At 55.1% G+C, this 10,840-nt stretch carries 13 protein-coding genes; 5 read left to right on the top strand and 8 right to left on the bottom strand.

Annotation, left to right across the window (positions count from 1 at the left end; genetic code table 11):
- Positions 1–68 precede the first annotated feature (68 nt).
- The 4 genes from Q0835_RS20210 to Q0835_RS20195 all read left to right on the top strand — a co-directional run bounded on the left by Q0835_RS20210 (position 69) and on the right by Q0835_RS20195 (position 2,911).
- Positions 69–635 carry a peroxidase-related enzyme gene (locus Q0835_RS20210; protein ID WP_298816946.1) on the top strand — a complete coding sequence of 189 codons (567 nt, stop codon included), beginning with the start codon at positions 69–71 and terminating at the stop codon, positions 633–635.
- Between the two features lie 97 nt (positions 636–732).
- Complete coding sequence (gene argC / locus Q0835_RS20205; RefSeq protein ID WP_298963943.1) at positions 733–1,683, top strand: N-acetyl-gamma-glutamyl-phosphate reductase; 951 nt, start codon at positions 733–735, stop codon at positions 1,681–1,683.
- Between the two features lie 36 nt (positions 1,684–1,719).
- Entirely contained in the window at positions 1,720–2,325 is a 606-nt protein-coding gene (gene leuD, locus Q0835_RS20200) for a 3-isopropylmalate dehydratase small subunit (RefSeq protein ID WP_298816950.1), read from the top strand.
- 58 nt (positions 2,326–2,383) lie between these two features.
- A complete protein-coding gene (locus tag Q0835_RS20195) occupies positions 2,384–2,911 on the top strand; it encodes a hypothetical protein (protein WP_298963942.1) in 528 nt (175 codons plus the stop codon).
- Position 2,912: 1 nt separating this feature from the next.
- Here Q0835_RS20195 and Q0835_RS20190 read toward each other — a convergent pair whose 3' ends face one another.
- Together Q0835_RS20190 and Q0835_RS20185 are read right to left on the bottom strand one after the other, a co-directional pair.
- Positions 2,913–3,419 (bottom strand): cyclic nucleotide-binding domain-containing protein, encoded by a 507-nt coding sequence (locus Q0835_RS20190; protein ID WP_298817075.1) that lies wholly within the window; start codon positions 3,417–3,419, stop codon positions 2,913–2,915.
- 25 nt (positions 3,420–3,444) lie between these two features.
- The gene (locus Q0835_RS20185) at positions 3,445–4,128 is read right to left on the bottom strand and encodes a response regulator transcription factor (RefSeq protein ID WP_152499314.1); all 684 of its coding nucleotides are present in this window, start codon (positions 4,126–4,128) and stop codon (positions 3,445–3,447) included.
- A 194-nt stretch (positions 4,129–4,322) separates the two neighbouring features.
- On the opposite strand from Q0835_RS20185, the gene Q0835_RS20180 reads away from it, so the two are divergent.
- A complete protein-coding gene (locus Q0835_RS20180; RefSeq protein WP_298963941.1) occupies positions 4,323–4,862 on the top strand; it encodes a L,D-transpeptidase family protein in 540 nt (179 codons plus the stop codon).
- Positions 4,863–4,875: 13 nt separating this feature from the next.
- Here the strand turns inward: Q0835_RS20180 and Q0835_RS20175 are convergent, their stop codons facing one another.
- The 6 genes from Q0835_RS20175 to Q0835_RS20150 all read right to left on the bottom strand — a co-directional run bounded on the left by Q0835_RS20175 (position 4,876) and on the right by Q0835_RS20150 (position 10,760).
- Complete coding sequence (locus Q0835_RS20175; RefSeq protein WP_298816958.1) at positions 4,876–5,364, bottom strand: hypothetical protein; 489 nt, start codon at positions 5,362–5,364, stop codon at positions 4,876–4,878.
- A gap of 141 nt (positions 5,365–5,505) precedes the next feature.
- Complete coding sequence (locus Q0835_RS20170; protein ID WP_298963940.1) at positions 5,506–6,891, bottom strand: FGGY-family carbohydrate kinase; 1,386 nt, start codon at positions 6,889–6,891, stop codon at positions 5,506–5,508.
- A 6-nt stretch (positions 6,892–6,897) separates the two neighbouring features.
- On the bottom strand, positions 6,898–7,212 hold the full coding sequence (rhaM, locus tag Q0835_RS20165) for an L-rhamnose mutarotase (RefSeq protein ID WP_298963939.1): 315 nt from the start codon (positions 7,210–7,212) through the stop codon (positions 6,898–6,900).
- Positions 7,213–7,216: 4 nt separating this feature from the next.
- Positions 7,217–8,230, bottom strand: coding sequence for an ABC transporter permease (locus Q0835_RS20160; RefSeq protein ID WP_298963937.1), 1,014 nt, complete (start codon positions 8,228–8,230; stop codon positions 7,217–7,219).
- Positions 8,227–9,210: an ABC transporter permease gene (locus Q0835_RS20155; RefSeq protein ID WP_298963936.1), complete on the bottom strand. Its 984-nt coding sequence runs from the start codon at positions 9,208–9,210 to the stop codon at positions 8,227–8,229. The genes Q0835_RS20160 and Q0835_RS20155 overlap by 4 nt, the downstream gene beginning before the upstream one ends.
- Positions 9,207–10,760: a sugar ABC transporter ATP-binding protein gene (locus tag Q0835_RS20150; protein ID WP_298963935.1), complete on the bottom strand. Its 1,554-nt coding sequence runs from the start codon at positions 10,758–10,760 to the stop codon at positions 9,207–9,209. The genes Q0835_RS20155 and Q0835_RS20150 overlap by 4 nt, the downstream gene beginning before the upstream one ends.
- Positions 10,761–10,840 lie beyond the last annotated feature (80 nt).

The raw sequence follows: 10,840 nt of genomic DNA, 5'->3' as shown, positions 1-10,840 counted from the left end.
GCGCGCTGCTTCTAAGACTTAAGTTCATATTCAGGCGACCTGAAAGTTTTCATGACGGGAGGGGTAAATTGTCAAGTAAAGTCACGGCCTTGCGAATCGATTCAATTGAAACATTAAGTGAAAAAACGCAGGCATATTTCGAATTATGCGAGGAGAAGCTGGGTCTGGTGCCCAATGTTCTCAAAGCTTATGCATTTGACGAAACCAAACTGCGCGCCTTCACGGACATGTATAACGACCTCATGCTCAGCGAGAGCGGTCTCTCCAAGCTTGATAGAGAGATGATTGCCGTTGCGGTATCGTCCGTCAATCACTGTTTTTATTGCCTGACCGCCCATGGCTGTGCTGTGCGCGAATTGTCGGGAGATCCGGAACTCGGCGAATTGATGGTGATGAATTACCGTGTTGCCGATCTATCGGAGAAACAAAGGGCAATGCTCGATTTTGCGGTCAAACTGACGGAGCGGCCTGCGGAGATCCTGGAGAGGGACCGGCAGGGGTTGCGGGATGCCGGCTATTCGGATCGGGATATATGGGACATCGCTTCGGTTACGGCCTTCTTCAACATGACCAACCGCGTCGCGGCGGCAACCGACATGCGGCCAAATGATGAGTATCACTCAAGGGCTCGTTGAGCTCTTCTAGTGCGCCGGAACGGTGACAAGCCGCGCGATTGGGTGTATGACGCAGGGCGATTTTCGGGAAACCGCTAGTTAAGGAGAGGATCGGGCGATGGTTGCGCGCGTATTCATAGATGGTGAAGTCGGTACAACGGGTCTGCAAATCCGTGAGCGCCTAGCCATGCGCGGTGACCTGGAACTGCTCTCCATTCCGGAAGAAAACCGGAAGGATCCTGCGGCGCGCGCTGATTTCCTCAACAAAGCCGATGTCGCGATCCTTTGCCTGCCGGATGCGGCGGCAAAGGAAAGCGTGACGCTGATTGAAAACGACACCACGCGTGTGATCGATGCCTCGAGCGCTCATCGGGTCGCCGAAGGCTGGGCATATGGTTTTGCGGAAATGGACCGGGCACAAGGCGACGCCATCGCCGCTTCCATGCGTGTTGCCAATCCCGGATGCTGGCCTCAAGGTCTGATCGCATCCATACGGCCCTTGGTCGCAGCGGATCTGCTTCCGTCCGACTTTGCGGTCAATTTCCATGGAATTTCCGGGTATTCGGGCGGCGGCAAAGGCATGATCGCCGAATATGACAGCCTGGGTGTCAGTGCCAATGTGCTTGCGCCCTATGGGCTTGGCTTCAATCACAAGCATCTTCCGGAAATGACCGAATATGCGCTGATCGACAGAGCGCCCCTGTTCACGCCAACGGTCGGAAACTATTACACAGGTATGCTGACGGTCGTGCCGCTAAACCTGGCAGCACTCGACAAGGTGCCGACTGGTGTGGAAATCCACGCAGCTTTGAGCGACCATTATGCCGGTGCTTCCGGTGGCTTCGTCGATGTTGCGCCTCTGGACGCGCTGGAGCGCTCAGACGAGCTCAATCCGCAAGCGCTCAACGACACCAACCGGTTACGCCTTCACGTTTTTGCCAATGATGCGCGCGCGCAAGCTGCGATCATTGCCGTTTACGACAACTTGGGCAAAGGCGCATCAGGCGCCGCCGTCCAGAACCTCAATCTGATGCTCGGAGTTGATCAGACCACAAGCCTTGCGGCTTGAGGTGATGCTTCCGGCCTGACCATTCAGGAGACAAAGATGGAAAAATTCGAAACCCTGACCGGTGTTGCGGCACCGATGCCAATCATCAACATCGACACGGACATGATCATTCCGAAGCAATTTCTGAAGACGATCAAGCGCACCGGCCTTGGAACCGCATTGTTCCATGAAATGCGTACCAATGACGATGGTTCTGAGAACGTTGATTTCATCCTGAACAAGGCCGCTTATCGCGACGCCAAGATCTTGATCGCAGGTGATAATTTCGGTTGCGGATCGTCCCGTGAGCACGCTCCCTGGGCTCTTCTCGACTTCGGCATCCGCTGTGTGATTTCAACATCCTTCGCCGACATCTTCTACAACAACTGCTTCAAGAACGGCATTCTGCCGATCGAAGTTTCCGAAGACGAGTTGGAAACCCTGCTGCATGCATCTGAGCGCGGGTCCAACTTCACTTTGACCATCGATCTGGAAAAGCAGGAAATTCAGGGTCTCGAGAGCGGTGACATTGCCTTCAAGATCGACCAGTTCCGCAAGCACTGCCTGATCAACGGCCTGGATGACATTGGTCTGACCATGGCCAAGTCAGAGCAGATCGACAGCTTTGAAGGATCGATGGGCGAAAGCCGCCCTTGGGTTTGATAACAACGCGACCTATAAAGTCTTGCTCGTACACTAACACCACGGCTTCTTTGAAGCCGTGGAGCGTTTCGGCATTGGCCAGGAAATAAAACAGGTGCGGGTGACAATCCGTCCAGGTCGAATAGGCGATCAGCCGACCATTGCCAAAATCGCTAGATCAGTTTGCAGTGCTCTTGAAAGTCATTGCACTGATCCCGTGGCGTTTTCAAGTTGGGTTGGTAACCTATCAAGCTATCAATTTCTGCATGAAGCTTATGTTGCTGAAACAGAAATTGGCCCGGTTGCAGTAGTACACTTCATACTTTCTTGGAACGATAAACCGGACTGTTTTGATCTGTCAGTGCCGCTCATTCGGTACTTGTTTGTGCCTCCGGGCCTAGACACGCATGAATTCACTAGAAGGTTGCTCGAAGTTTGCATTTGGCGGGCACGCCGGGATGGAAATTCCTCCGTGGCCATTCACGCAACACCAATCATGAGTGCAGAGCTAGAGCTGATAACAAAAATGGGGTTCGAGTTCGTCCGTGCTGCTCCGGCAATTCACGGCATTCCCTTCAACATCTATTCCAAAAAGCTCTCGTACTAAATCACGAGTTCTTTTCGTCATTCCGCACACGTCGTTCCGCGTTGAGCTGTTCCAGCTCAGCCATCTTGTCGCCGAGTGGGCGGAGGACAGAAACCGTGTGGCGGAATTGATTGACGCGCTGGCTGAAGAGACGTTGGGCGAGTTCCGGGTATTCCTGGATCATACGTTTGAAAAGCGCTCGGCGGATGCGGATGATGCGGACGCCTTCAACCGCCTCGGCCCGGCATGGACGCTTGTTTTCTGCCAGCAACGCGGTTTCGCCCAACAGCGTTCCCTCTCCGACACGGTCGACTTCGTCGAAGCCATCCTCGCCCCGAATTTGCAGACTTACAGTGCCGCTTGTGATCACGAGCCCGCCATCGGCACGCTCGTCCTGGTCGAACAAGCGCTGGCCGCTGCCATACTCCATGCTTTCGGCGCTGAAGGCGAGCAGACGCAACTGGTCCTCAGCGAAGTCCGACAGCATCGGGATTTGTTTGAGAATCGCTATATCTTGGGCAAGGCTCATGCCCAAGATTTACGCCGAATAGCTCTCAGGGCACAAGCTTATATCCACCGGCTTCTGTCACGAGAAGCTCGGCATTGGACGGATCGCGCTCGATTTTCTGCCTCAGCCGGTAAATATGGGTCTCAAGCGTGTGTGTGGTGACGCCGGAATTGTAACCCCATACTTCATGCAATAGCACGTCTCTGGTCACCGGCTTTTCACCTGCGCGATAGAGAAACTTGAGAATGGAGGTTTCTTTCTCGGTCAGCCGAACTTTACCGCCGGCATCATCCTGCATGACTTTTGCAGCTGGGCGGAACGAGTAGCGGCCAATAGCGAACGTGGCATCTTCGCTCTGCTCGTGCTGGCGCAGATGAGCGCGGACACGGGCCAGAAGCACCGCGAATTTGAATGGTTTGGTGACATAGTCATTTGCGCCGGCTTCCAGCCCAAGGATCGTGTCGCTGTCCCCGTCATGGCCCGTAAGCATGATGATTGGCGCCTTGAAGCCGTTTTTGCGCAATAGCTTAACAGCTTCACGGCCATCAATATCCGGGAGCCCGACATCCATCAGAAGCAGATCAACATGCTCATCCTTGGCAAGGCCGATACCGGACGTGGCTGAATCCGCCTGGATGGTCTCGAACTCATCATAAAGGGAAAGCTGTTCCACCAGCGCTTCGCGGAGTTCGTTATCGTCGTCGACTATCAAAATCGTGCGGGCGGTCATTGTCGAGGTCCTCGCCAAAAATCTTCAAAACTGATCACGCTGATTTGTGCAAACTACACATGCGTGTTGCTGCCTCTATGTGCGTGGGAAATTCTCGCCATACAAGCCATGCGTCGTCAATTCTTCTTCACGCGGGGTTTAAGGCTGGTTTATCAAGTTCTTCTGTCCTGCAGCCTAAACGGAACGGAAATCAAATGACAGCCCACCGGAAAATGGCAGATACGCTCGAAGTTCGAGCGTGCCCGCGTGATCGAACCAAGGGCATTTTGCGTGTTGGGCAGATCACGGTTCCGTGTGCGCTTGGCCGATCGGGCATTGTGACACGGAAAAAAGAGGGTGATGGCGCGACGCCGGCGGGACGGTACGAACTGCTCCATGTCTACTATCGTCCCGACAGGGGTTTACCTCCACCGACAGAGTTGCCGTGCTATTCCTTGTCGCCATCCTCCGGCTGGTGCGATGACCCGGCGCATAGACGCTACAACAGGCCCGTTGACCTGCCGTTTGACGCCGGCCATGAAAAAATGTGGCGCGAGGACCGGCTTTACAATGTCGTCGTTGTCCTGGACTGCAACATGTCTCCCGCCGTAAAGGGGCGCGGCAGTGCCATCTTTTTCCATATTGCGCGCGCGGACTATAGTCCTACGGAAGGCTGTGTCGCTGTTGCGCCCGCACATATGCGATTGCTGCTATCTCTTGTTGGTGTGGGGACGAACATGCTGATCGTCCCTTGAAAGGCCACGAACGTCAGGGTGTGGCGGCGACTTGCGGACGATAGATGATGAAACTTCCGCTGACAGTGACAGAGGTTCTGACACCATTGTCGTCGGTAGAGGAGTAAGTCCTGGTGCCAAAATTGTTGCGAACAACGACCTGATCTTCGGTCACGTTGCTTTCCAGGAAGGAGGCCAGTCCATTGGCATCAATACTCTCCAGGATGGCGGTGTGTCTCGGAGCACCCCGGCTCATGACAGTTTCAGACCAGCTGCCGTCCGAGTTCGTGACCCTTGTCGTGACTTCAAATCGGGTAAACTGGAAGACATCTCCAGGCTGAGCCTGGCTTAGCTGTTGAACGACACGTCCCCAGACATAAGTGCCTGAGGGCTTGATAAAGCCCACGCTTTGGTAACCGTTGTTGACGAGTGTCCAGCATTCACCATTGCCTTCCACCCGGCCAAGGCGCTGGGTTGCGAAGGAGATAAGTTGCTGGGCCTGTTGAGCGGTAACGTCGGGCATTTTCAATAATCCTTAAGCTCGCACCCCTGATGATCTCACGTTACGGCAAGTGCGAACCGATTGCTGTGCCCTGAGTCACAAATTTGTGAATGTCGATCTTCGCGGATTGTAAGTCACCAAACCGGCTTTTGGTCGCTCCACTTAGCCTCGGACTGCGCTTTTCCATTCACCGGCGTAGTCAGACAAACGGCTATCGGATGTTTCTTCCTTGTGTGAACGCTCCGACTTGGAAGCCTGTGCGGTGGCCTTTTTGTCCAGAAGAAGTGCAGCGCCGATGCTTGTTCCCGTAGAGGAGCCTGATGAAGTCTCCACTAAACGCCCCGTCGCTGCCGCCAGCATGTCCAGATAGAACGAATTGCGCGCAAACGGGCCTTCGACCAGGCTGGGACCGCGGGCTCCTGTCATTTTCAGGCATTCCGCCGTCATCAAAGCGAGGTAAAAAGACAGTGCGGCATAGCGCTCTCCGTCAGAGAGTTTTGTTTCCTCGGTGTTCCAACAATGTGTTTTCCCCTGAAAGGGACCTGAGCGCGGGTCTACGGCAGGAAAGAGCATGATTGGCCGAGCGAGGACATGCTCAACGTCCTGGGCTGTACACAATGCTTTGCGTTTGCCCATAACGAGATCGAATTCTCTCCCTCCCATGAACCGCGCCGAAGGGACCGGGTCACCATGTGCATTCACGTTAATCAAGGTGTCTCGATTTGGATCGAGTGTGACGCCAACACCGCCGATGGCGAGCGTGATGACCCAGGTGCCGGTGGAAATGACTGAAAATGGAGGGTGCCGCTCCAGTAGATATGGGTAAAGTGAGGCGTTGGAATCGTGAATACCGCAGGCAACTTCCAAATCGGCAGGCATTCCGATTTTTCGTGCAACCTCCGGCAAGAGTGGCCCCATGAGATCCGCAGCCCTTTTGACCGGAGCCATCCGTGCGCTTAAGCCCAGTTTGGTGACGAGGCTTGAAAATCCTGCCACCTGCGGACACCAGAGGTCGGTATGACAGCCAAGAGACGTTACCTCATTGGCTAGTTTTCCCGTCAATCGGTAGGTCCAGTACTGAGGATAGGTCAGCACTGTGGCAATGCGGTCGTGCAGTGTCGAGTCGTTGCTCAGTTGCCAATGAATCTGGGCGCCGACATTCAGGCCCATGCGCAAACGTGGCGATCCGGTTTCGGTAAATGCAGGCCGGATGGCGTCATATTCGCTCGCAAGCTCGTCCGGTCCGTCAAACTCGTAGTCAATCACTGGAGCTGCCAGCTGACCATTTTTGTCGAGTAGGACCGCACTTGCACCATGCGCTGTGACCGAAAGGGCATCAATGCCGTGGGTGAGATTGAGTTTCTTGAGCGCATTGCAGATAAAATCCCAATGCCCATCGATGTCATAATGGGGATAGGGCGGCCCCGGGAGAACCTTGTTGGGCCGCGTCAAAACGCCGATTTCCGCGCGATTTTCGAGATCGACAACTGCAACTTTTGCATTGGTCTTGCCGATATCGATGACGCCGACATGGTGGATGGTGGCCATTTGCCGTCATTCCATGTGAAAGACGGGCGTGAGGTCTGTCACGACAGGTTTGTTGTCGGGTTCGCTGGCCATGATGTCAGCCATATGCGCCCACCATTTCCGCATCACCGGGTGGTCGGGCAGGGCGTCCATTGTGTGATTGTCTTCGCGCCACAAAACCCCGAAGAGGATGTTGGTGTCCGGGTCCAGATGAATGGAATAGTCCCGGATACCGGCATCTTTCAACAGGGTGACCAACTCCGGCCAGATCTCGTCATGCCGCTTTTTGTATTCGTCTTCCATACCGGGATTGAGCATCATCTTGAAAGCGACTTTTTCCATGGGATCAGGCTTTCCGTCTGGCGAGAATCTGGCGAACTATTCTTGGCAACGCGATGACCGCAATCAGCAGAAGGCCGATGAAAATCGACATCACGATGCCCGGAACGTTCAAGAGACCAAAGCCGAAGGTCACCATTCCCATCACGAAGGCAGCGATTGCGACACCTGGAATGGATCCTGAACCGCCCAAGATGCTGACACCGCCAAGAACGACCATGGTGACCACTTCAAGTTCCCAGCCGAATGCGATCGAGGGCCGGGTCGCACCCAGGCGCGATGTCAGGCAAATGGCTGCGACGCCCGACATGAGGCCGGTGAGCAAAAACAGCGCAAACTTTACGCGGGTTACGCGAATACCGGAAAAGAGCGCACCAACCGGATTGTTGCCGATCGCGAAAACCGCCCGTCCGAAATTGGTTCTGTGAAGGAGTATGGCAAAAATGACAGCTGTAACTGCAAACAAGACGAGCTCGAAGGTAATGACCCACCAGACATAACCCTGACCAAAAAAGCCGAATTCAGAAGGATAGCCGGTGTAGGCCTTGTCTCCCAGGACGATATAGGAAATGCCTCGAAAGAGGCTCATCGTGCCGATTGTGACCACTATGGAGGGCAAACCCAGGCCCGTGACGAGAAAGCCATTGAAAGCCCCGCACAGGAGACCGACACCAAGCCCTGTTAGGATCAGAAGCGGGGTTTCCGCACCGAGTTGTAGAGCGAACCCCATCGCCGTTGACGCTAGCGCGATGATCGAGGCGACCGAGAGGTCGATCTCTCCTGAGATGATCAGCAACGCCATGGCGAAGGCGATCATCGCCTTTTCAGTGAAATTGTAGGTCGCGTCGGAAAGATTCCACGGATCCAGGAAATAAGGAGAGGCGAAGCTGTTCAGGATGAAAACAGCCACGGCAACGCAAAGCAACAGCAGCTCCCAGCTTGCCAGAAACCTGCGCAACGGGGTCTTCAATCGATCCGGGATCTGCCGTCCGGTCGAGGCCTGGTGTGTCGCAAGGCTCATGTTGCATGTTCCGCTTTTTTCAGGATCACCCGGCCTTTGGTCCGGTTGGACGTTGCGTTGAAGGCAACGGCGATGATGATGGCGCTGCCCGAAATGGCGAGTTGCCAAAACGGTGAGATATTGACGACTGGTAGGGCGTTCTTGACGATGCCGAGAAAAAGTGCCCCCAGGAGCGCGCCGCCAACCGACCCTATACCGCCCGCAATCGAAATCCCGCCGATGACGCAGGCGGCCACGACTTCAAGTTCGAATCCGCCCGCAATGTCGACATAGGCAACCGCGTACCGGGCTACCCAAAGGTAGCCGGTGAGACCGGCCAGAGCACCGGATATGATGTAGGCTGCGCATTGGGTCAGCCCCACATTGATGCCGGTATAAACAGCAGCGTGTGGATTGCCGCCCACAGCGAAGAAGGCCCGCCCGAGCGCTGTGCGCCCGATCAGGACGATGAAGCCGATCAACACCAGGATTGCGATCCAGGAGAGCACGGGCAAGCCGAAGACGACATCCCGCGGAAAGGCCTTGAAGGCGTCGCTCATTTCATGCGCGTTGATCCACTCGCCACCGGAGATGACAAAAATGATGCCGCGATAGATGGTCATTGTACCGAGCGTGACAACGATCGGCGGTATGTCGAGTTTCCACACAAGGAGGCCATTGAAGAGACCCATGACGGACCCCAGTCCGATGGCAATCACCATGATCAAAGGGACGGGGAGATCTGGCAGAAGGGTGTTGAGCATCGCGACCACCATCCCGGTGAGGGCCAGATTGGCAGCAACCGACAGGTCGATACACCGGGTGAGGATCACAACCATCTGACCGAGCGCGAGAATGATCAGCGGAGCCGTGTCGTTGAAAACATTGACAAGATTTGCGGGAGCGACAAAAGCCGGGAAACGCGAGGCGATGGCGCCGACAAGGACAAGGATGGCCATCGCCAAAACCGTTTCGCGGGACTTGATCAGAGAGTGGATCATGGGCGCGCCTCCACAATGCCGGCAGCTGCACGCACGAGATGTTCCGGGGTCAGGTCCGGACCTTCAAACTCTGCTGCGATTCGGCCCTCCCTCATGACGATCACGCGATCGGACATCCCTAGGATTTCGGGAATCTCTGATGACACCATGATCACCGCAAGGCCTTCTGCCGCCAGTTCCGCCATGAACTCGTGAACGGCAGCCTTGGAGCCGATGTCTATGCCCTTTGTTGGTTCGTCCAGGATGATGACCCGTGGTTTCGTTGCCAGCCACTTGGCGATGACAACTTTCTGCTGATTGCCGCCTGACAATTCTCCAATGTCCTGGTCGAGTGCTGCGGCACGCAAGTCCAGGCGCTTGGTGTAATCGCGTGCGAGCCTGAATTCCTCCACCAGCCTCAGAAAACCGTTTCTGGAAGTCTCCTTGAGAGACGGCAGGGAAATGTTCTGGAAAATGGGCAACCCCTTGACCGCACCCTGCTTGCCCCGATCTTCCGGGACATAGACGATGCCATGACCGATAGCTTCATTCGGATCTCGAATGACAGCGACTTGATCGTCGATGCGAATGGCACCCTTCGAGGGCCGGGTCACACCGAAAAGGGCCTGCATGAACTCACTGCGGCCTGCGCCGACAAGGCCATAGAATCCGAGAATTTCACCGGATCGCAGGGTAAAGCCAATATCCTCAAATTCGGTCGGATGCGAATATCCGACCACCTTGAGCACTTCCTTGCCGAGTTCTGGTGCGCGTTTCGGGAACACCTGATCGACCGACCGTCCGACCATGAGTTTGACCAGTTCGCGCTCGGATACATCCTTGATGCGCCCGGCACCGACCATCTGTCCGTCCCTGAAGACTGTGTAACGATCTGCGATCCGAAAGATTTCATCGAACTTGTGACTGATGAAGAGAATGGCTTTTCCTTCAGCTTTCAGCCGTTCAACGAGCTCGTAAGTCTCTTCGATTTCCTTGTGCGAGAGAGATGCCGTGGGCTCGTCCATGATTACGATACTGGCATCTATCGAGAGTGCGCGGGCGATTGCCACCAGATGCTTGTTGGCGATGCCGAGTTCCCGCAATGTGACATGCGGATCGATCGACGCGCCAATTCTGTTCAGAAGGTTTTGTGCCTGGTTGAGCATTTCGCCGCGGTTGATCAAGCCGAGGCGGGTCTTTGGAGCGTGCCCTATGAAGATATTCTCCGCGACCGACAGGTCGTCAAACAAAACCGTTTCCTGATGAATTGCGGTCACTCCGGCTTTTCCGGCATCTTGAGCAGTCGGAAAAGTGACCCGGTTTTCGTCAATGACGATTTCACCCTCATCGGGTTGATAGATGCCGGTCAAAATCTTGACGATGGTGGATTTGCCGGCCCCGTTTTCGCCGACAAGTGCTGTGACTTCGCCAGGATAAAGCTCCAGGGCAACCTCAGACAGTGCCTTGACCCCGGGAAAGGACTTTGAGATGCCCGTCAGAGACAAAGCCGGTTTGGATCCCTTGGCGGACTGAGGATGTGCGTCTTCAATGCCCTGCGTGTTCGCAAGCATAATCATATCCCGGAGCCAGTTGTTCTTGTTGGTTCATGAGACCCGGTGCAAGGCACCGGGCCTGAGACATCCTAAGATGG

This window comes from uncultured Roseibium sp. (assembly GCF_947499295.1).
Classification (GTDB): Bacteria; Pseudomonadota; Alphaproteobacteria; order Rhizobiales; family Stappiaceae; genus Roseibium.
Note: the sequence above shows the minus strand (reverse complement) of the source record. Positions and strands in the feature narration are given on the sequence as shown.

Coding starts and splice junctions, on each gene's coding strand:
- Q0835_RS20160 (WP_298963937.1), bottom strand. CDS start 8,230: ATGAGCCTTGCGACACACCAGGCCTCGACCGGACGGCAGATCCCGGAT.
- Q0835_RS20185 (WP_152499314.1), bottom strand. CDS start 4,128: ATGACCGCCCGCACGATTTTGATAGTCGACGACGATAACGAACTCCGC.
- rhaM (WP_298963939.1), bottom strand. CDS start 7,212: ATGGAAAAAGTCGCTTTCAAGATGATGCTCAATCCCGGTATGGAAGAC.
- Q0835_RS20155 (WP_298963936.1), bottom strand. CDS start 9,210: ATGATCCACTCTCTGATCAAGTCCCGCGAAACGGTTTTGGCGATGGCC.
- Q0835_RS20180 (WP_298963941.1), top strand. CDS start 4,323: ATGACAGCCCACCGGAAAATGGCAGATACGCTCGAAGTTCGAGCGTGC.
- Q0835_RS20190 (WP_298817075.1), bottom strand. CDS start 3,419: ATGAGCCTTGCCCAAGATATAGCGATTCTCAAACAAATCCCGATGCTG.
- argC (WP_298963943.1), top strand. CDS start 733: ATGGTTGCGCGCGTATTCATAGATGGTGAAGTCGGTACAACGGGTCTG.
- leuD (WP_298816950.1), top strand. CDS start 1,720: ATGGAAAAATTCGAAACCCTGACCGGTGTTGCGGCACCGATGCCAATC.
- Q0835_RS20150 (WP_298963935.1), bottom strand. CDS start 10,760: ATGCTTGCGAACACGCAGGGCATTGAAGACGCACATCCTCAGTCCGCC.
- Q0835_RS20175 (WP_298816958.1), bottom strand. CDS start 5,364: ATGCCCGACGTTACCGCTCAACAGGCCCAGCAACTTATCTCCTTCGCA.
- Q0835_RS20170 (WP_298963940.1), bottom strand. CDS start 6,891: ATGGCCACCATCCACCATGTCGGCGTCATCGATATCGGCAAGACCAAT.